Annotated in this window: 19 protein-coding genes; 4 read left to right on the plus strand and 15 right to left on the minus strand. The window is 60.4% G+C overall.

What is annotated here, in order from left to right; genetic code table 11:
- Positions 1–71 precede the first annotated feature (71 nt).
- Positions 72–770: a CbiX/SirB N-terminal domain-containing protein gene (locus ACR0DO_RS02565; RefSeq protein WP_480556515.1), complete on the plus strand. Its 699-nt coding sequence runs from the start codon at positions 72–74 to the stop codon at positions 768–770.
- A 55-nt stretch (positions 771–825) separates the two neighbouring features.
- Here ACR0DO_RS02565 and ACR0DO_RS02570 read toward each other — a convergent pair whose 3' ends face one another.
- The 5 genes from ACR0DO_RS02570 to ACR0DO_RS02590 form a co-directional block, all read right to left on the minus strand.
- Positions 826–1,815, minus strand: coding sequence for a GGDEF domain-containing protein (locus ACR0DO_RS02570; protein ID WP_480556517.1), 990 nt, complete (start codon positions 1,813–1,815; stop codon positions 826–828).
- Positions 1,812–2,399 (minus strand): heme NO-binding domain-containing protein, encoded by a 588-nt coding sequence (locus ACR0DO_RS02575; RefSeq protein WP_480556519.1) that lies wholly within the window; start codon positions 2,397–2,399, stop codon positions 1,812–1,814. The genes ACR0DO_RS02570 and ACR0DO_RS02575 overlap by 4 nt, the downstream gene beginning before the upstream one ends.
- Before the next feature lie 121 nt (positions 2,400–2,520).
- The gene (locus ACR0DO_RS02580) at positions 2,521–4,080 is read right to left on the minus strand and encodes a trimethylamine methyltransferase family protein (protein WP_170441435.1); all 1,560 of its coding nucleotides are present in this window, start codon (positions 4,078–4,080) and stop codon (positions 2,521–2,523) included.
- A gap of 120 nt (positions 4,081–4,200) precedes the next feature.
- Complete coding sequence (locus tag ACR0DO_RS02585) at positions 4,201–4,893, minus strand: HAD family hydrolase (RefSeq protein ID WP_480556521.1); 693 nt, start codon at positions 4,891–4,893, stop codon at positions 4,201–4,203.
- Between the two features lie 25 nt (positions 4,894–4,918).
- Entirely contained in the window at positions 4,919–5,203 is a 285-nt protein-coding gene (locus tag ACR0DO_RS02590) for a DUF3572 domain-containing protein (RefSeq protein WP_170441429.1), read from the minus strand.
- An 87-nt stretch (positions 5,204–5,290) separates the two neighbouring features.
- Between ACR0DO_RS02590 and ACR0DO_RS02595 the strand changes: the two genes are divergently transcribed.
- Positions 5,291–6,691: a diguanylate cyclase gene (locus tag ACR0DO_RS02595; protein ID WP_480556523.1), complete on the plus strand. Its 1,401-nt coding sequence runs from the start codon at positions 5,291–5,293 to the stop codon at positions 6,689–6,691.
- A 5-nt stretch (positions 6,692–6,696) separates the two neighbouring features.
- Here ACR0DO_RS02595 and ACR0DO_RS02600 read toward each other — a convergent pair whose 3' ends face one another.
- Genes ACR0DO_RS02600 through ACR0DO_RS02615 form a run of 4 tightly spaced genes read right to left on the minus strand, consistent with a single transcriptional unit; the run spans position 6,697 to position 8,595 of the window.
- Positions 6,697–7,170 (minus strand): periplasmic heavy metal sensor, encoded by a 474-nt coding sequence (locus ACR0DO_RS02600; RefSeq protein ID WP_480556525.1) that lies wholly within the window; start codon positions 7,168–7,170, stop codon positions 6,697–6,699.
- Positions 7,167–7,517, minus strand: coding sequence for a hypothetical protein (locus ACR0DO_RS02605; RefSeq protein ID WP_480556527.1), 351 nt, complete (start codon positions 7,515–7,517; stop codon positions 7,167–7,169). The genes ACR0DO_RS02600 and ACR0DO_RS02605 overlap by 4 nt, the downstream gene beginning before the upstream one ends.
- Positions 7,510–8,121: an RNA polymerase sigma factor gene (locus ACR0DO_RS02610; RefSeq protein ID WP_480556529.1), complete on the minus strand. Its 612-nt coding sequence runs from the start codon at positions 8,119–8,121 to the stop codon at positions 7,510–7,512. Before ACR0DO_RS02610 ends, ACR0DO_RS02605 begins: the two co-directional genes overlap by 8 nt.
- 6 nt (positions 8,122–8,127) lie before the next feature.
- Positions 8,128–8,595, minus strand: a complete 468-nt coding sequence (locus ACR0DO_RS02615) for an EF-hand domain-containing protein (protein ID WP_480556531.1) — start codon at positions 8,593–8,595, stop codon at positions 8,128–8,130.
- A gap of 200 nt (positions 8,596–8,795) precedes the next feature.
- Here ACR0DO_RS02615 and ACR0DO_RS02620 point away from each other — a divergent pair, with 200 nt between their 5' ends.
- Both ACR0DO_RS02620 and ACR0DO_RS02625 read left to right on the plus strand, forming a co-directional pair.
- The gene (locus tag ACR0DO_RS02620) at positions 8,796–9,191 is read left to right on the plus strand and encodes a DUF983 domain-containing protein (RefSeq protein ID WP_170441408.1); all 396 of its coding nucleotides are present in this window, start codon (positions 8,796–8,798) and stop codon (positions 9,189–9,191) included.
- A gap of 28 nt (positions 9,192–9,219) precedes the next feature.
- The gene (locus tag ACR0DO_RS02625) at positions 9,220–9,921 is read left to right on the plus strand and encodes an NUDIX hydrolase (protein ID WP_480556964.1); all 702 of its coding nucleotides are present in this window, start codon (positions 9,220–9,222) and stop codon (positions 9,919–9,921) included.
- A gap of 3 nt (positions 9,922–9,924) precedes the next feature.
- On the opposite strand, the gene ACR0DO_RS02630 is transcribed toward ACR0DO_RS02625, so the two are convergent.
- From ACR0DO_RS02630 to nuoL, 6 genes are read right to left on the minus strand one after another with little or no spacing between them, the layout of a single operon-like run.
- Positions 9,925–11,592, minus strand: a complete 1,668-nt coding sequence (locus tag ACR0DO_RS02630) for a ribonuclease J (RefSeq protein ID WP_480556533.1) — start codon at positions 11,590–11,592, stop codon at positions 9,925–9,927.
- Positions 11,589–12,368 carry a type III pantothenate kinase gene (locus ACR0DO_RS02635; protein WP_170441402.1) on the minus strand — a complete coding sequence of 260 codons (780 nt, stop codon included), beginning with the start codon at positions 12,366–12,368 and terminating at the stop codon, positions 11,589–11,591. Before ACR0DO_RS02635 ends, ACR0DO_RS02630 begins: the two co-directional genes overlap by 4 nt.
- A gap of 11 nt (positions 12,369–12,379) precedes the next feature.
- The gene (locus ACR0DO_RS02640) at positions 12,380–13,129 is read right to left on the minus strand and encodes a biotin--[acetyl-CoA-carboxylase] ligase (protein ID WP_170670854.1); all 750 of its coding nucleotides are present in this window, start codon (positions 13,127–13,129) and stop codon (positions 12,380–12,382) included.
- A 54-nt stretch (positions 13,130–13,183) separates the two neighbouring features.
- The gene (gene nuoN / locus ACR0DO_RS02645) at positions 13,184–14,626 is read right to left on the minus strand and encodes an NADH-quinone oxidoreductase subunit NuoN (protein WP_480556536.1); all 1,443 of its coding nucleotides are present in this window, start codon (positions 14,624–14,626) and stop codon (positions 13,184–13,186) included.
- 15 nt (positions 14,627–14,641) lie between these two features.
- Positions 14,642–16,186 (minus strand): NADH-quinone oxidoreductase subunit M, encoded by a 1,545-nt coding sequence (locus ACR0DO_RS02650; RefSeq protein WP_480556538.1) that lies wholly within the window; start codon positions 16,184–16,186, stop codon positions 14,642–14,644.
- On the minus strand, positions 16,186–18,366 hold the full coding sequence (gene nuoL / locus ACR0DO_RS02655) for an NADH-quinone oxidoreductase subunit L (RefSeq protein ID WP_480556540.1): 2,181 nt from the start codon (positions 18,364–18,366) through the stop codon (positions 16,186–16,188). Before nuoL ends, ACR0DO_RS02650 begins: the two co-directional genes overlap by 1 nt.

Raw genomic sequence — 18,366 nt, forward strand, 5'->3', positions numbered from 1 at the left:
AATTGGAACGGCTTGGATTGACTTTGATGCGGCAGGGAACACCTATCGTGAAAGCAGACAGGAACAAGTAAATGCCCCACGCCCTTATCGTCGCTCATGGCCAACCGTCTGACCCAATCCCGGCAGAACAGGCGTTGGCCGCCTATGCCGCCGAGGTGAATGCCTCGTGTGATGGCGTGACTGTGCATTCTGCCACTCTGGCCGCACCGGGCATTTTCGAACAGCGCGTGGCAGAGCTGACCGATGACGCCGTGATCTATCCGCTATTCATGGCCAAGGGCTGGTTTGTAACCAGCGCCCTGCCCAAACGTCTGGCCGGGCGAAACCTGCGCATTCTCGATCCGTTGGGGGTGGACCCCGACCTGCCGGACCTGGTTGCGGCGGCACTGCGTGACACGCTGAACGAAAACCATTGGGCCGCAGAAGAGACCGATCTGGTGCTGGCTGCCCACGGATCCGGCCGCAGCCGCAATCCATCTGCCGTGGCCCGCACCTTTGCCAACGATCTGGCGCAGCACCTGCCGTTCAAATCGATGCGTCTGGGGTTTGTCGAAGAACCGCCCTCAATTGCCGAGGCTGCAGCTAGCCTGTCCACTCAGGCGTTGTGCTTGCCGTATTTCGCCTGCAACGGCGGCCATGTGCTTGACGATGTCCCGCAAGAATTGAACGCGGCAGCCTTCAAAGGTCGGGTGACGCCCGTGGTTGGAGAACTGCCCCGGATCAAGCACCATATTGCAGCCACTCTGTCCCGCCTGCTCCACAAGGCCTGACTGACCGAAAAACCGAGGGCCTGACACAGACTGGATCGACCCGAGGCGATACTTCCTACCGCTGCCCTACAAGCGCAGAATAAAGGCAATGGCGGGACCTCCCTTTCCTCTTGGCTTCGTACAGGGCCAAGTCTGCCGCATTCAGAATTTCGGCGGCTTTAGGGGGCTTGAACTGAGTGGACAACGCAGTTCCGATGCTGGCGGAAATCCGGCAGGTGTTCTTCTCGAACGCCATCGGCGTTTGCAACCGGTCGATCAGGCGCGCTGCAATTGCCGAAAGAACAACTTCGTCGGACAGGCCCTTGAATATAATGACGAACTCGTCCCCACCGATTCGCGCGACCGTGTCGTCATTGCGGGTCTCTTCCACCATGATCCGGGCGGCCTGCTGCAGCACATAATCCCCCGCAGCGTGCCCGTATTGATCGTTGACCGACTTGAAGAAATCCAGATCCAGATGCATCAGGGCGAACGGTGAATTCCCGGAAATCAGGTGACCCAGCAACACATCCATCGCCCGGCGGTTCTTTAGCCCGGTCAGCATGTCGGTAAAGGCTTGCTCCTCAGCCGCCAGCATCGCCCCTTGCAGCCGCAGGTTCAGTGACCGCGAGGCCTCCATCGCTGCGGATTTGGCCTCGACCAGGTACAGCAGTTCGATGGCAAGGTCGGTGCCCGAGAAATCCGCACTGGTCAGGGCATAATCGCGCACTGCATCCAGAATCGAAATGCCAAAGGACAGATTGATGACCGCACCTTTTCCCTGCGGTAAAGGGGCGATCAACCCTTTAAGGGCCGTGCGCGGCGTATCATGAAGCTTGAGGTGCAGCTTGGCCCCGGCCAGGGACATCAGCGCCGACAGCGTTGTCACAGCACGCGGCCGCACCAGCTCGAAGACGTCCAGAAAATCTTTCCCGACCATCGGTTGATCGGGACGCAGTTTTTGCAATGTCGGCCCCACACGAATGATCTGCCCGTCTTCGTCCGCAAGAACAAACATCGGGCACAGCGTCTCTAGTAGGGTTGCCAGATCACGCGAGTCCATCATGATTTCCGCGCCCCCAGATCGAAATGACGCCCTTCGGCAAATGCGCTTTCCACAAGAACAATTGAAATGACCTCAGCCTCGCCCTCCTGCCCGTCATGAGACAGCATCGCCAAGGCGCCGTAATCATCGGCCATGGCGCGCAGGACCCCGACCATCACGCTGGAATAGCCGGGCAGACCCGTATGGCAGAACAACTGATATTCCGTTGGCGCCATCTCTCTCAGCTCCAGCGCGGGTAGGTTGAGGTCGGAAACGGCCAGCCGAACCCGGTCGGACAGATCGTCAAGCGAATGCAGGAACTCGACATAACTGACACCGCCAAAGCGCAGCAGCCGCCGTAAATCCTCCATTTTGGGATGAGAAACCAGGTAGGTTCCCAGATCCTCGAGGATTTCGGCGCGCGGGCGGTTCAGGTCAACACGCAGCGCATCCAGAACCCGAACGGTCATGTCATCGTCATAGACCAGCATGGCCTCGAACTCGACAAAGCCCAGTTCGGCGGCCTCGGTTACGCGCAGCCAGCACGATTGTCCGTAAGTCGCGCATACAAAAGACTGTACCGCCCGATTGATCAGACCATGCATGAGATGCCCCAGATTGGTTTCTGCACCAATCTGGCCTGACAATCCTTAACAAAACCCCAAGATGACTGGCGAGATACCAACAATCTGATCAAGTCTAATGATCGAAACCATTGACAGAAAACTAGAAATCCGTCGGCGCCCCGCCTTCGGCCTTCCGGCGGGTGACAAATTCGGCCAGTTCTTCGCGGATACCTTCATCCATCGGCGGAGGCTCAAAGCTGGTGACGATTTCCTTGAACATGTGATGCGCCCGTTCGGCCGTCCAGATGCCACCCGCAACGTTCCAGCCTTCATAGTTTCTCCAATCGCTGAGGAACGGCTGGTAAAACGCCGTGGTGTAACGATCCTGCGTGTGCTGAACGCCAAAGAAATGGCCGTCATTGCCAACCGCACGGATCGCCTCCAGCGCGATCTCGTCCGGCCCCGTCGCCGTGACCTCAGGTTGCATATAACGTTGGATTTGCTGCAGGATTTCGCAGTCCATTATGAATTTTTCCGGGCTGGCGATCAGCCCACCCTCAAGCCATCCGGCCGCGTGATAGACCATGTTGGTGCCCGACTGGACGGCCGCCCACAGAGAGTTCGATGTCTCCCACACCGACTGCCCGTCGGGAACGTTGGCCGCGCAGACCCCTGACGACCGCATCGGCAAGCCGTAGTACCGCGCCATCTGCCCGGTCATTTGGGTCGAGCGCATATATTCCGGCGTGCCAAAGGCCGGTGCCCCCGACTTCATGTCCACATTCGACGTGAACGTCCCGATCACGCAAGGAATTCCCGGGCGCACATATTGGAACAGGGCAATCGCACACAGCGCCTCGGCCAGCGATTGCGCCACGGCCCCCGCCATCGTCACCGGCGCCATCGCCCCTGCCAAGGTGAACGGTGTCACCACAATCGCCTGCCCCCGCCGCGCCAATCTTAGGCAGCCGTCAATCATCGGATGATCATGCTTCAGCGGCGAGGTCGAGTTGATGTTGGTATACATCCGCGGTGATGCTTCGAACTCTTCATGGCTCAGGCCGCCCGCGATTCTGACCATCTCCATCACGTCTTCGACGCGCTCCTTGCCCAGCGAATAGGCGTGCATCGCTTTGTCCGTCAGGGTCAGCTTGTCATAAAGGACGTCCAGATGCCGGATGCTGGCGTGGATATCGACCGGCTCAACCGGGTAGCCCCCAGCGAAGTGGATGCAGTTGAAATACTGCGTCAGTTTCAGCAAATTCCGACACATCTCACGATTGCCGGGAACCTTGGTGCCGATCTCCATGTCCCAGTAGTTCGGCGGAGACGACACGTTGCCGAACACCATGGTCCGGCCACCGATTTCAATCCTCCGGTCGGGGTTGCGCGGCGTGATGGTAAAGCGCGATGGCGCCTTGGCCACCATCTCCATCACAAAATCCCGACCCATGCGGACATTGTCGCCATCGATGGTACATCCGGCCTCGCGAAGAATGCCGATGGCCTCTTCGTTGTAGAACTCGATCCCGATCTCTTCGAGGATACGCATGGCCCCTTCGTGGATCGCCTCAATACCGGCCTGATCCAGCGGCTCGGTCGGATTGTCTATATTGACCGGAGGGTTCCACGGCATCTGGTCGATGACCGCGCTGCCCCTGCGTTCGGCGGCACCGGCCCGTCCCCCACTACGACGCCTACGCCTTTTCGTGTCAGCCATTTGATCCTCCGGAACTTGCGTACCCCCATGCAAGCCCCGAAGGCGGGTGTCTGGCCGCTCTGTCTGCGACAGTCTATGTCGGTTTCTTGTCCCGAAACGCCGAAATTGACTGCGGCGCGATCAGATTTTGGCCAGCCAGTCCGGAATATGCCCGATATCCGGCAACACAACATCCGCCATCGGCGCCAGTGCTTCGGCCGGAGCCAGCCCCGTGAGAACACCAATCGTGGTCATCCCGGCAGCGCGCCCGGCTTGCAGATCATGCAAGCTGTCCCCAACCATGGCGACTTGTTCCGGCTCCACGCCGACATGAGCCGCAAAGGCCAGCAACTGCCCGGGACCGGGTTTGAAACCGTGGCCACTGTCATAACCCGCGACAAAATCGAAATGCTCGTGAATTCCAACCGAGGCCAAATGCTGCAGTGCCGGTGCTTCGCTGTCATTGGTCGCCACTCCCAACTTGAACCCGGCCTGCCGCAACCCTTCCAGAAAAGGAACCAACGGAATGGCCTGAGCCTGCGGCGCTGCGGCGGCTTCGGCATTCAACACATCGATCAGTTCCTCTCTAGAAGAGTCCTGAATATGCTGGGCGAGCAGATCGGCTATCTCTTCGACTGTAGCTGCTATAACGATGCTGTCTTCTGAATATGTGGCCGTCTCAAGATCAAATCCGATGATCCTACCCAGTTCGGCGGCGCGCGTATGATCGCCACCGGCCAGACGCAGCACCATGTTGCGTCCAAACGCGCCCCAGGTATTGGCAAAATCAAACAGGGTTCCATCCTTGTCAAACAGGATCGCGTCGATGGGCATTGAATGCTCCTGCAAGGTTGTTGGATCAGGTCCAGTGGACGTCGGCACCACCAGACAACACCGCCCGCGCCTGACCGGGATGATCATAAGGCACGGAGTTGGCGTCACAGAAAGCGATCACCCACGAATCGTCAAGCATAAGAAACTCCAGAACCGATCCTAGGAACTCCGATTCGCCCGCCCGGTCACGCAGATCCTGCGCCGACGCACCGGTAGACCCCAGAAAGATCGGCAGCAATTCGTCGTTACCGACCAGCCAGCCCAAGACATTGAGCGCCAGCGTTTCTGCAGATTGGGCGGAGATTGACATAAAATTGCCCCCGATCAGGTCGTGGAAAGGGTTTGTTAACCAGACTCATAAACACTTTAACAACGCATGCAATCAATGGTGACTGATATGTCCGTGCAGGGAACCATCCTTGTCCTCGACGGGACCTCAACCAATCGCATCATGCTGAAAGTTCAACTGACGGCAGCATGGTACCACGTCGTACAAGGCGAACGGCTTCAGGGCCTCGCCGGGCTGTTGCGGCGCGCCAAACCCGATCTGGTGCTGACGTCTCAGACCTTGCCGGATGGCACCGCGACGGATGTCAAAAGGCTGGTTCAGGCTGATCCGGACCTGATCGGGGTGCCGGTGGTGGCGATCGCGCCGCAAAACGACAAGGCCGCCCGGTTGCAAGCCTTGGCGGATGGGTTGGACGATGTTCTGGTGCACCCGTTCAAAGACACGTTCCTGTTGGCAAGAGTGCGCAGCCTGTTGCGGGCTCGGGCCGAAACACAGGATCTGCACGTCGAATCCGGTTCGCACCCTATGGGCTTTGCGGAGCCCGGTGCCACGCCCTTCATGCCCCCTAAAGCGGCGCGTGTGGCCATTCTGACGCAATCCGCACGGACCGGAGCGCTGTGGCAGAATGCCCTGTCGAAACGCACGCGGCACAGCTTGTCCGCGCATACCTCAACAAACCTGCACGGCGTTTTGTCCGGACCGGTGCCGGACGCCATCATCTTTGAAATCAGCGCAAACCCATCGGGTCTGAACCTGCTGGCAGATCTGAAATCCCGCAGCACCACCCGACATACGGTTCTGATCGGGGTTCTTGGGGAAGAGAATGCCGCGCTGGCCTCGGAGGCGCTGGACCGGGGCGCCGACGCGATCTGCATGGACGGGTTCTGCGCGGAAGAGGCGCTGTTGCGTCTGGACAGCCAGATCAAGCGCAAGACGCGGCTGGACCAAATGCGTGCCTCGCTACGGCGTGGGCTGGTCGAGTCTTGGGTGGACCCTCTGACCGGGTTGCACAATCGCCGCTATGCGATGCGTGCGATGGATCAGATCGCCCATCAATCCAGCCGCACCGGAAAAGGGTTTGCCGTGATGCTGGCCGATCTGGACCACTTCAAGGCCATCAACGACAAGTTTGGCCATACCGGAGGGGATCTGGTTCTGACCGAGGCGGCCAAACGGTTGAAGCAGGCCGTCGGTTCGGCCGGTTTCATTGCCCGGATCGGCGGAGAAGAGTTCATGATCGGCCTGTCGGAGACCACGCAGGCTCAGGCTCTCAAACTGGCCCGCAGCCTGTGTGACTGCATCCGCCAGGAACCTTTCGACCTGCCGGACACCCCTGCCCCCATCCCGGTTACGATCAGCATCGGGCTGATCGCAACCCATGCCAAGGTCACCTCACCGTCGCATCAGCCTGCGGGGCTGGAGGGATTGATCAAATCGGCCGACATCGCGCTATACGCCGCCAAGACAGCCGGGCGCGATCAGGTTCGGGTCCGGCAAAGCGCGGCCTGATCTGGTCAGTCCTTGTGCTTACGCCCGTAACGTTTGCGCTGCACTACCTCTTGCAGCCGGTCCGCGTAGACCTGACGTTCGGCATCCGTCATCGCGGTGACCCGCACCAGCCATTCCTCCTGCAATGCGCCTTGCAACTCGGCCATGGCCTGCGCCTGTTGCTCCAGCAAAGCCTGCACAACCGATGGGTCAAATGGCTCTGCCCGCAAGGCGGCCTCCAGCGCAGCAAAATCCTGAGACCGGAGTTTCGCCCCTTTGACATGCCGCTCGGACAGTTCTCCGCGCAGGGCTTTCCGATCCTCTTTCGGCAGCGCCCGATAAATCGCGGGTCCAAACCCGGGAGGCGGCTTGCCGCGATCCCCGCCCTTGACGCGGTAAACCGTGCCTAGGGCAACCCCGACGATCAACAGGTTCAGCGCCAGCGATATGGTCAGCAGAACCGTTACCCACCGTCTTTTGGGCTTGGCATTATCGCTCATTCGGCGTCCTCCAGAAATGTTGTGTCCAGACCAAGATCAGCGACCACAAAGCTGGTCTCCTGCGGGTAGATTATCGTCGCGGGGTCGGGCAGAAAGCCCGGTGCTGACAAGCCGATCCAAACACCCGCCGCGCTGGCCGCAACCAGACCGCCCATGCTCTGCCAACCACCGATCCCGTCCAGTATCCGCGCCCAGACCGGGCGCGACTGTACTGCGGGTTTCAGCCGATCGAGACGCACCGTTTCGGCATCCGTCAGGATACGGACCGCCAGATCATCGGGCAATTCGGGTCGGGTCTGCCGTGCCTGGGCAAACAACTGGTCAAGTTCCGTGTCGTTCTCAGCCATCTTCGTACCCCAGCTCATCTTGCCGCCCGGCCAGTATCGCGGCCAAGGCGCGTTTTCCGCGCGCGGTCAGACTTTCCACCGCTTCCGTCGAAACACCCATGATCCCGGCGATTTCCGGGTTGGGTAACTCCTCGATATGCCGCAAGATCACCGCCTGCCTCTGGCGGTCCGGCAATTGCGATAACGCCGCCTGCAAGGCGTCCTTGCGCGCCGCGTCCTGCATCCGATCCGCTGCACTGAGGTCGCCGTCCTCGGGTTCCGGCACATCGTCCAGACGGTCCGGCCGTTTCTTGCGCTGTATGTCCACACACAGGTTCAGCGTTACACGGTACAGCCAGGTTGACACCCTGGCCTGACCCGGCACCCAATTCGGAGCCATCTGCCACAGCCGCATCATCGCATCCTGCGTCACGTCTTCGGCCTCGGCCCGGTTGCCCAGCATCCGCATAGCCACCGACAAACACCGCGGTGCCAGCCGATCCGTCAACGCGCGTGCGGCTGCGGCATCGCCCTTGGCGAACTGCCGCAGCAACGCATCGTCCGACGTGTCCGCGGCGCACGATGCGCCACGAACTTCGTGCAGGGGGGAGGTCAGATCCTCCATCCTTCATCAATTGTCGTCAGAGCCCGCCTTGCCGTGCTTCTTGTGCTTCCGGCCCATCCGCTCTTTTGCATCGGCATATTCCTGTTCCGAAATCGTTCCGCTGTTATCCGCGTCGATACGGTCAAACATCTTGCCAGCGCGGCGCGGTTTGGGCAACTCGTCCTCGCTCAAAAAACCGTCCTTGTTGGCGTCGTGTCTTTCGAACATCTTGGTCACGCGGTCATCGGCTTTCTTTTGCGCCGCAGCCTGCATTTCCTCGACGCTCAACTGACCATCGCCATTCGTGTCGGCCTCGGTGAATCGTTGCGCCCGGTGGGCCTCCATCTCTTCCTGGGTCAGTTGGCCATCACCATTGGCGTCCAGTTCCTGAAAGCTCGCGGGTACGCGATCCTTCGGCCCTGCCGCCAGAACCGAGGTGCCTGTGACTGCAACGGCCGAGATCAGGATGGCCGGAATGAATTTCGCGCTTTTCATATCGTTTTCCCTTTGCTTTGCGGCCCCATCGCCGCTGCTCACATAGGTTCAAACGGGTCGGCGCGCGGGTTCCGTCGCAAAAATCAGATTTTTTTTGACAGCCAGTTACAGCCGACCTAAGTCACAAAGCGCCGCACCCCCCTTTTCTGCGGGACAAAACAAGCGCATTATCCTGCGCATTCGAACGCGCGAGTTTCAAAATGACAGATCAGACGATCGACACCACTACCGAGGATGACCGCCCCACACGGCCCGCATTAATCAAGGGCTTTCGTGGCCGTTGCCCGAAATGCGGCGAAGGCAAGCTGCTACGCGGCTACCTGAAGGTCAACGATAGCTGCAGCAATTGCGGGCAGGAGCTGTTTCACCACCGCGCGGATGACGGCCCGGCCTATCTGACCATTCTGCTGGTCGGTCACCTGCTGGCTCCGGCGCTGCACGTGACCTATGTCGAGTTCCGCCCCGAACCCATGACCATGTTCCTGATCTTTGCCATCGGATGCACTGCGCTGTCGCTATTCCTGCTGCCCCGGCTGAAAGGCGCTGTAGTCGCCTATCAATGGGCGCGCCGGATGCACGGGTTTGAAAAAGCGTAATGCCCCGCGCGGACAGGTCGATCAGCGGATGACAGAAGACAAGTCAGCGATACGGAACGCGGCGACGGTCATCGTCCTGCGGGACCGCTTGACCGAACCATCGATCCTGATGGGGCAGCGCGGCGCAAAGGCCGTCTTCATGCCCAACAAGTTCGTGTTTCCCGGAGGGGCAGTTGATGCGGCGGATGAAGAAATTCCTCTTGCCGCGCCCATGCCCGAGCTTTGCCGCGAACGGTTGGACGAAAAATCCGAACCGGGGCTGCAGACCGCGCTGGCTGCTGCGGCGATCCGCGAACTATGGGAAGAAACCGGACTGATCCTGGGCGAACCCGGCACTTGGAACGACGCGGTGCCCGAGGATTGGCAGGGCTTTGCCTCCATGGGCTTCCGCCCCTCGGCTGACGCCCTGCAATTCGTGTTCCGGGCGGTGACGCCTCCGGGCCGCCCGCGCCGGTTCGACGCGCGGTTCTTTCTGGTCGATGCCGACGCGATTCAGGGCGATCTGGACGACTTCAGCCGTGCCTCGGATGAGCTGTCCCACCTGCAATGGGTTCCGCTCGACCGCGCGCGTGATCTGGACCTGCCGTTCATCACCGAGGTGGTTCTGGCCGAAATCGCAGCCCGGGTTTCAAACCCCGAGCCGCCTGCGACCGTGCCCCTCTACCTGCATACCGAGGAACAGAGCCTGTTCCTGCAGCTCAAAGGCTATCCGATGCCTGACGCGGATTAGGCGTCACTTCATCCGGCTGATCACTGTGGTCACTTCGGGCTTTTTGCCGATCTCGGCCTTGGCCGTCTGACGCACGATGCGGCGCATGGCTTCTTCCAGCTTGTCATCGTCGCGCAGGGTTTTGGCATCGGCGCGCATCAGGAACTGGTTCAGATCCTCTTCCAGCACCTCGACCAGCGCGGCCTTGGAGGTTCCGATTTCGGGCAGGCCCATCGTGTCGCACCACGGCTCACCCAGGGGTTCGTCCTCTTCATCCAGAATGACCGTCACCGTCACATGCCCGTTCAGCGCCATGCGGATACGATCGCGCACGATCCCGTCCAGCGCGCCAACCTTGACGGTGCCGTCCAGATAGGTGCGGCCGGTTTCGATATAGTCGGCCACCTTGGGTTCATTGCCGGTCAGGTCCAGCATCGTGCCGTTCACAGCCAGAATGCCAGTGCGCCCACCAGATTCGGCCAGTTTGGCATGTTCGCGCAGATGACGGTGTTCGCCATGCATCGGGATCACCATCTGCGGGTCAATCAGTGCATGCACCCTTTCAAGATCAGGGCGGTTGGCGTGGCCGGACACGTGGTACAGGCCCGAGCTGTCATCCACCACGTCCACGCCCTTTTCGCTGAGCTGGTTGATAATGAAGATCACGCCACGTTCGTTGCCGGGGATGGTCTTGGATGAAAACAGGAACAGGTCGCCCTCTTTCAGTTCGATCCCGCGATACTTGCCACGCGCCAGTTGCGCGCTGGCGGCGCGGCGCTCACCCTGGCTGCCGGTCACGATCAGCATCAGGTTCTGGCGCGGCAGGTCCACCGCCTCTTCGGCACTGACGACCTTGGGAAAATCCGACAGGATGCCGGTTTCAGTGGCTGCTTCAATCATCCGACGCATGGCACGGCCCAGCAACACGACCGAACGCCCGGCCCGCGCGCCCGCCTCGGCCAGCGTTTTCACCCGCGCCACGTTCGAGGCAAAGGTGGTCGCAACCACCATGCCTTCGGCGCTTTCCAACAGCTTGGTGATCTCGGGGCCAACTTCGGATTCCGAGCGGCCAGCATGGGGCGAGAACACATTGGTGCTGTCACAGACCAAAGCCTTTACACCGGGTTTGGCAACCTCGGCCCACAGATCGGGGTCGAACGGTTCACCGACCACGGGCTGTGTATCCAGCTTGAAATCCCCGGAATGCACGATTCGGCCTTCCGGCGTGTCGATCACCAGCGCGGCGCTTTCGGGAATGGAGTGCGAAACCGGCAGGAAGCCGACCTTGAACGGACCAACCAAAATCTGCTCAGGCCAGGCCGAGGCCGTCTGCACAGCATCTTCGGGATGGCCATGTTCTTCCATCTTACGGCGCGCGATATTGGCTGTGAACGCGCGCGCATAAATCGGCGCGCCCAGTGCTTCATAGCAATGCGCAACCGCGCCCACGTGATCTTCGTGCGCGTGGGTGACGAACACGGCATCCAGCCGGTCGGCACGTTCCTGCAGCCACGAGATATCCGCATGGATCAAATCAACCCCCGGCGTCGTGTCCATATCCGGAAAGGTCACCCCCAGATCGACGAGGATCAGCCGCTCTTGCCCCGGTTTGCCATAGCCATAGACATAGGCGTTCATGCCAATTTCGCCGGCACCGCCCAGCGGCAGATAGATCAGTCGTTCACTGCTCATGTCGAGCCATTATCCTTGTTATAGCGATGGATCACGGTCAGACCGTGCATCGTCAGATCGTCTTCGATCGCGTCAAACCCGACATCCGCCTGATCGAACAAAGGCGCAAGCCCGCCGGTGCCGACCACTTTCATCGGCATCCCGTATTCCTCTTTGATCCGGGCAATCAGCCCCTCGATCAAGCCGGAATAGCCCCAATACACGCCAGACTGAATGCAGCCAACCGTATTTGTACCAATCACCTTTTCAGGCCGGGTGATGTCGATATGCGGCAGGGCCGCCGCCCCTTGGTGCAGCGCCTCGAGGCTGAGGTTCACGCCGGGCGCAATGATGCCGCCGAGATAGGCCCCGTCCGACGCGACCACGTCAAAGTTGGTGGCGGTGCCAAAATCGACAACCACCACGTCGCCGCCGTGACGGTCAAACGCGCCAACCGCATTGGCCAGACGGTCGGGTCCGGGTATCGTGCCCTCGTCGATGCGCGGTGCCACGGGCAGCAGGCATTCCGGCTTGCCCACAACCAGCGGGCGGCAGCCAAAGAAACGATCGGCAAAGATGCGCAGGTTGAAAACCACGCGCGGCACGGTCGAGGCGATCACCACATCGGTGATGTCCGCGTCGATCCCATAGTGTTTTACCAGCGTCGAATACCAGGTGAAATAGGCGTCCGCCGTGCGGGAATGGTGGGTCGAGGTGCGCAGGGTGCACAGAAACTTCTCGCCATCCCAGATCGAGAAAACGGTGTTGGTGTTGCCGCAGTCAATCGCCAGAAGCATCTGCGTCTCCTTCAGAAAAACACATCCGCCGCCGGAATGCTGACGCGGCCCTTGGCGGTCTTTAGGACAAGGTTGCCATTCGAGTCCACGGTTTCAAAGGTTCCCACCGTTTCCGAGGTCGAGGTCCGTGCGGTGATCACCTCGCCCAACTTGGCGGCGCGCGACAGCCAGGCGGTGCGGATCGGTTCGAACCCGTAGGTCGCGAACTGGGTTTCATACCGCGCATAGGCCGAGGCCAGTTCGGTCAGAAAATCCTCGGGGATAACGGCGGCACCGGTCTCTGACAGCAACGAGACGGGACGAACGGCGCTTTGTTCGACGGCATAGGCCGGGGGCGCCTCAGAGAGGTTCACTCCGATGCCGATGGCCAGATGAGACAGTTCACGCCCCTGCCCGGTGCTTTCCAACAGGATACCGGCCAGCTTGCCGCCGTTCAGCAGCACATCGTTGGGCCATTTCAAGGACAGCCCTGCCGCCCGGCCAGTCACCGCAACACAAGCGTCGAACAAAGCCAGCGCCGCGACAAAGCTGCGCAACGCAGCCTGTTCCGGATTACCCTGCGGGCGCATCAACAAGGTCGCTGCCAGATTGCCTTTGGGGTTGGCCCAAGTGCGGCCCCGCCGCCCGCGTGCAGCGGTCTGGTGATGCGCCATGATCCAGACCGGACCCGGCGCCGTCGGGGCAAGCCGGGCAGCCTCGTTCAGGGTGCTGTCGACCTCCTGCACGATGTGCAGACCGTATCCTTGCGGCCAATCGGTCATGGCAAAAAGGCCCGGTCCGTTGACCGAGCCCCCTGCAATTGGATGTTAGGCAAATCAGTTGACAAGCGTTGCCGCCGCAGCTGCCGCCGCGCCCTCAATGCCGAACTGATAGAACACGCCAACCAGCATCAGCGCGGCCGAGCCCATCAGAGCGACCCACAGTACCGGCGTGGACCGTGTTTCGATTGGATCTTCGTTCTCTTCCCCGAAATACATGTAGAACACGATCCGCAGGTAATAGAACGCACCGATCACGGAAGCGATGGCCGAGACGATGACCAGCCCGGTCAGCCCTGCACTGATGCCCGCCTGCCAGACGCCGAACTTGGCGAAAAAGCCCAGCATCGGCGGCACGCCCGCAAGGCTGAACATCAGGATCAGCACGGCCAGAGCCTTGCCCGGATCGCGCTTGGAATACTGACGCAGCGCATCGATATCAGTGACGGGTTTGCCATCACGCTCCATCATCAGGATGAAGGCAAAGGTGCCGATATTCATGGTCACGTAGATCGCCAGATACATCAGCATCGCCTTGATGCCCATTTCCGTACCCGCCGCCAGACCGATCAGCGCATAGCCCATATGGGCAATCGACGAAAACGCCATCAGCCGCTTGATGTTACGCTGCCCAATCGCGGCAACTGCACCCAGCAGCATCGACAGGACAGACAGCAGCACGATCACCTGCTGCCAATCCTTGACCACGCCGCCAAAGGCGTCGTGCATCAGGCGGGCAAACAGCGCCATCGCCGCCACCTTCGGCGCGGTGGCAAAGAAGGCGGTGATCGGCGTGGGCGAGCCTTCGTACACGTCCGGTGTCCACATGTGGAACGGCACAGCCGAGACCTTGAACGCCAGACCCGAGATCAGGAAGATCAGGCCGAACAGCAGGCCGACCGAGATGTCTCCGTGATGAACGGTCTGGATGATGCCCGAGAACAGGGTGGTTCCAGTAAAGCCATAGACCAGCGACGCGCCATACAGCAGCAGGCCCGAGCTGAGCGCGCCAAGCACGAAATACTTCAGACCCGCTTCGGTCGACTTCGCGCTGTCGCGGCGCAGGGCGGCCACGACGTAGAGCGACAGCGACTGCAGCTCCAGCCCCATATACAGGGACATCAGGTCGCCGGCGCTGACCATCATCATCATGCCCACGGCGGCCAAGGCCACCAGCAGCGGGTATTCGAACCGCAGCAACCCGCGGCGCGACATGTAATCCTGGCTCATCACCAGAACAGCGGCGGCGGACAGCAGGACCGCAACCTTGGCAAAACGCGAGAATCCGTCGTCGATGAACATGCCGTCGAAGGCCACGTTGACGCCATCGCCATTGGTGGCAATCCAAATGGCCAGCAGCGCCATCAGGCCGGCCGTTGACCAAACCAGAACTGGCGCCAGCGCGTCTTTCGCAGTGTAGACAGCCCCGATCAGAGCGGCCATCGCATATACGGCCAGAACGATCTCTGGCAGGATTATTGTCAGATCAGCCTGGATCATGTCTCCAAAGCCTCCTTAATGCGAAGCGGCCGCCTGGGTCACGGCCTCAGCCGCGGCCAGAGCCGTGTCATAGTTCGAAATCAGTGCAGCGGTCGAGTTGCCGATCACATCGGTCACCAGCGACGGGTAGACGCCCAGCAGGATCGTCATCACGATCAGCGGCGCGAAGATCAGCCGTTCGCGCGAGCTCATGTCCGTCATCGCCTTGAGGCTTTCTTTGATCAGGTCGCCAAAGACCACGCGGCGATACAGCCACAGCGCGTAAGCCGCCGAGAAGATCACACCGGTCGCCGCGACTGCGGTTACCCAGGTGTTGACCTGGAACGCGCCCATTAGGGTCAGGAACTCACCGATAAACCCAGAAGTGCCCGGCAGGCCGACATTGGCCATGGTGAACAGCATGAAGACCAGCGCATAGGCGGGCATCCGGATCACCAGACCTCCGTACGCGTCGATATCGCGGGTGTGCATCCGGTCATAGATCACACCGACACACAGGAAGAGTGCCGCCGAGATAAACCCGTGGCTGAGCATCTGAAAGATCGCGCCGTCGATACCCTGCTGGTTCGCCGCAAAGATACCCATGGTCACAAAGCCCATATGCGCGACCGAGGAATAGGCGATCAGCTTTTTCATATCCTCCTGCACCAGCGCCACCAACGAGGTGTAGACCACGGCGATGGCCGACATCCAAAGCACCAGATCGGTCATCACCGCCGAGCCGACAGGGAACATCGGCAAGCTGAACCGCAGGAAGCCATAGCCGCCCATCTTCAGCAGGATCGCCGCCAGCACGACCGAGCCAGCTGTCGGCGCCTGAACGTGTGCGTCCGGCAACCAGGTGTGCACCGGCCACATCGGCATTTTCACCGCGAATGAGGCGAAGAACGCCAGGAACATCAGCGTCTGCATGCCGCCGACGACATAGATGCCCAGCACGCTGAAGCTTTCCGACGAGAACTGATGGCTCATCAACGCTTCGATATCCGTGGTGCCCGCATCCGCATACATCGCAACCATCGCCACCAGCATCAGCACCGAGCCGAGGAAGGTATAGAGGAAGAACTTGAAGCTGGCGTAGATGCGATCCTTGCCGCCCCAGATGCCGATGATCAGGAACATCGGGATCAGGCCTGCCTCGAAGAACAGGTAGAATAGCACCAGATCCAGCGCCATGAAAACGCCCAGCATCAGCGTTTCCAAGAGCAGGAAGGCGATCATGTATTCCTTGACGCGATCTGTAACCTGCCAGCTGGCCAGAATGGTCAGCGGCATGATGAAGGTGGTCAGCAGCACGAACAGAACGCTGATGCCATCCACACCCATCTTGTATTTCAAACCCAGCAGCCACTCACCCTCTTCCACCATCTGGAAGCCGGTGTTGGACGGGTCAAACCCTGTGTAGATGCCGATCGAGACCAGGAACGTCACCGTGGTCGCCACCAGCGCAACCCATTTCGCATTGCGCTGCGCAGCCACATCATCGCCATGCAGGAACAGGGCCAGAATACCTGCCGCCACTGCGGGGATGAAGGTGACGATGGAGAGGATATTATCCATTAGTGTGCGCCTCCGCCGATCGACATCCAGGTGACCAGGGCGGCGATGCCCAGAACCATCCAGAAGGCGTAAGTAAAGATGTAGCCCGTCTGCGCCTTGCCTGCGAGGCGGGTGAAGAAGGGAACAACGCCCATGGCGACACCGTTCAGGAAGCCGTCGATGGTGTTGCCATCGCCGCGTTTCCACAGGAACCGGCCAAGCGCCACGGTGGGTTTGACGAAGATCGCATCGTAGATTTCGTCAAAGTACCACTTGTTCAGCAGGAACAGGTACAGCGGTCGCTGGTTCTGAGCCAGACGCCCCGGCAGGGACGGGTTCACGATATAGAACCAGTAGGCCATGACAAAACCCAGCACCATCGCAACAAAGGGCGAAACCTTGACCCATTTCGGGGCCGCGTGCGCGTCGTCCAGAATGTGGTTCTCCGGCCCGATATAAAGCGCACCTTCGCCCGGCTTGCCCGCAAAGACATAGTGGTGATCCCCACCATGCGCAGCCTCGTCGCCGTGGTCAGCGTCAGCATGTGCGGCCTCGTCGCCATGACCGTCATCCGCATGAGTATCCGACGCGTGGTCGTCCTCGGCATGAGACGTATCGGCATGCGCATCCGCCTGACCGTGATCGCCAGCTTCGGCGTGCTCGGACGCTTCGGCCACCGGAATGCCATAGAACTTGCCGACCTTGTCCGCGTGACCAAAGAAGTTGCCGTACCAGATCATGCCGGCAAAGACCGCGCCCAAAGACAGCACACCCAAAGGCACGAGCATGGTCAACGGGCTTTCATGCGCGTGATCATGCGTATGCTGATCGCCTCGCGGCGTACCGTAGAAGGTCAGGAAGATCAGACGCCAACTGTAGAACGAAGTGAACGCAGCCGCGACCACCAGCAGCCAGAAGCCATAGGCTGAGCCGCCTGCATAGGCACTCTCGATGATGGCATCCTTGGACAGGAACCCGGCGAACCCGATGGTCGTCAGCGGAATACCCACACCGGTGATGGCCAGCGTCCCGATCATCATCGCCCAGAAGGTATAGGGGATCTTTTTCCGCAGACCGCCGTATTCGGTCATCTCCTGCTCGTGATGCATGGCGTGGATCACCGAACCGGCGCCAAGGAACAGCAGGGCCTTGAAGAACGCGTGCGTGAACAGGTGGAACATCGCGGCCGAATACATGCCAACACCTGCCGCCACGAACATGTAGCCCAACTGCGAACAGGTCGAATAGGCGATGACGCGCTTGATGTCGGTCTGAACCAGCCCCACCGTTGCGGCAAAGAACGCGGTCGAAGCACCCAGCACGGTGATGAACCCGGTGGCACCCGGCGCGAACTCCATCAGCGGCGACATGCGGCAGACCAGGAATACACCAGCGGTCACCATGGTCGCGGCGTGGATCAGCGCCGAAACGGGTGTCGGGCCTTCCATCGCGTCCGGCAACCATGTGTGCAGGATCAACTGCGCCGATTTACCCATCGCACCGATGAACAGCAGCACACAGATCACCTCGATGGCGGTCCACTCACCCCACAGGAAGTGCAGCTGCGTTTCCGCCAGTTCCGGTGCCGACGCGAAGATGTCCGAGAAGTTAATGCTGTCGGTCAGGAAGAACAGCGCAAAGATGCCCAAAGCAAAGCCGAAGTCACCGACGCGGTTGACGATAAACGCCTTCATCGCCGCCGCATTAGCCGAGGGCTTGCGATAGTAGAACCCGATCAGCAAGTAGGACGCGACACCCACACCTTCCCAGCCAAAGAACATCTGTACCAGATTGTCCGCTGTCACCAGCATCAACATGGCGAAGGTGAAGAAGGACAGATAGGCAAAGAAGCGCGGCTTGTAGCTCTCGCCCTCACGCCACTGCGGGTCGTGATCCATGTAGCCGAAAGAATAGAGGTGCACGAGCGCCGAGACGGTCGTCACCACGATCAGCATGATCGCGGTCAGCCGGTCCAGACGTACCGCCCAGCTTGTCGACAGCGAGCCGCTCTCGATCCAACGCATGACCTCGATCTGCTGGGTGTGGCCGTCGAAGGTGAAGAACACGATCCACGACAGCAGACAGGCCAGAAACAGCAGGCCGGTGGCGGTCCACATGGCGGCTTTCTCGCCAATAAAGCGCCAGCCAAAGCCGCAGATCAGTGCGCCCACAAGCGGGGCAAAGAGGATGGTGGTTTCCAT

It is taken from the genome of Ruegeria sp. AM9 (genome assembly GCF_056540565.1).

Excerpts from the sequence above, each read along its gene's own strand:
- ACR0DO_RS02640 (WP_170670854.1), bottom strand. The coding sequence starts at position 13,129 with ATGACCGATTGGCCGCAAGGATACGGTCTGCACATCGTGCAGGAGGTC.
- ACR0DO_RS02575 (WP_480556519.1), bottom strand. The coding sequence starts at position 2,399 with ATGCATGGTCTGATCAATCGGGCGGTACAGTCTTTTGTATGCGCGACT.
- nuoN (WP_480556536.1), bottom strand. The coding sequence starts at position 14,626 with ATGATCCAGGCTGATCTGACAATAATCCTGCCAGAGATCGTTCTGGCC.
- ACR0DO_RS02635 (WP_170441402.1), bottom strand. The coding sequence starts at position 12,368 with ATGCTTCTGGCGATTGACTGCGGCAACACCAACACCGTTTTCTCGATC.
- ACR0DO_RS02565 (WP_480556515.1), top strand. The coding sequence starts at position 72 with ATGCCCCACGCCCTTATCGTCGCTCATGGCCAACCGTCTGACCCAATC.
- ACR0DO_RS02625 (WP_480556964.1), top strand. The coding sequence starts at position 9,220 with ATGACAGAAGACAAGTCAGCGATACGGAACGCGGCGACGGTCATCGTC.
- ACR0DO_RS02590 (WP_170441429.1), bottom strand. The coding sequence starts at position 5,203 with ATGTCAATCTCCGCCCAATCTGCAGAAACGCTGGCGCTCAATGTCTTG.
- ACR0DO_RS02595 (WP_480556523.1), top strand. The coding sequence starts at position 5,291 with ATGTCCGTGCAGGGAACCATCCTTGTCCTCGACGGGACCTCAACCAAT.
- ACR0DO_RS02610 (WP_480556529.1), bottom strand. The coding sequence starts at position 8,121 with ATGGAGGATCTGACCTCCCCCCTGCACGAAGTTCGTGGCGCATCGTGC.
- ACR0DO_RS02650 (WP_480556538.1), bottom strand. The coding sequence starts at position 16,186 with ATGGATAATATCCTCTCCATCGTCACCTTCATCCCCGCAGTGGCGGCA.
- ACR0DO_RS02570 (WP_480556517.1), bottom strand. The coding sequence starts at position 1,815 with ATGATGGACTCGCGTGATCTGGCAACCCTACTAGAGACGCTGTGCCCG.
- ACR0DO_RS02630 (WP_480556533.1), bottom strand. The coding sequence starts at position 11,592 with ATGAGCAGTGAACGACTGATCTATCTGCCGCTGGGCGGTGCCGGCGAA.
- ACR0DO_RS02615 (WP_480556531.1), bottom strand. The coding sequence starts at position 8,595 with ATGAAAAGCGCGAAATTCATTCCGGCCATCCTGATCTCGGCCGTTGCA.
- ACR0DO_RS02620 (WP_170441408.1), top strand. The coding sequence starts at position 8,796 with ATGACAGATCAGACGATCGACACCACTACCGAGGATGACCGCCCCACA.
- ACR0DO_RS02585 (WP_480556521.1), bottom strand. The coding sequence starts at position 4,893 with ATGCCCATCGACGCGATCCTGTTTGACAAGGATGGAACCCTGTTTGAT.
- ACR0DO_RS02605 (WP_480556527.1), bottom strand. The coding sequence starts at position 7,517 with ATGGCTGAGAACGACACGGAACTTGACCAGTTGTTTGCCCAGGCACGG.
- nuoL (WP_480556540.1), bottom strand. The coding sequence starts at position 18,366 with ATGGAAACCACCATCCTCTTTGCCCCGCTTGTGGGCGCACTGATCTGC.
- ACR0DO_RS02600 (WP_480556525.1), bottom strand. The coding sequence starts at position 7,170 with ATGAGCGATAATGCCAAGCCCAAAAGACGGTGGGTAACGGTTCTGCTG.
- ACR0DO_RS02580 (WP_170441435.1), bottom strand. The coding sequence starts at position 4,080 with ATGGCTGACACGAAAAGGCGTAGGCGTCGTAGTGGGGGACGGGCCGGT.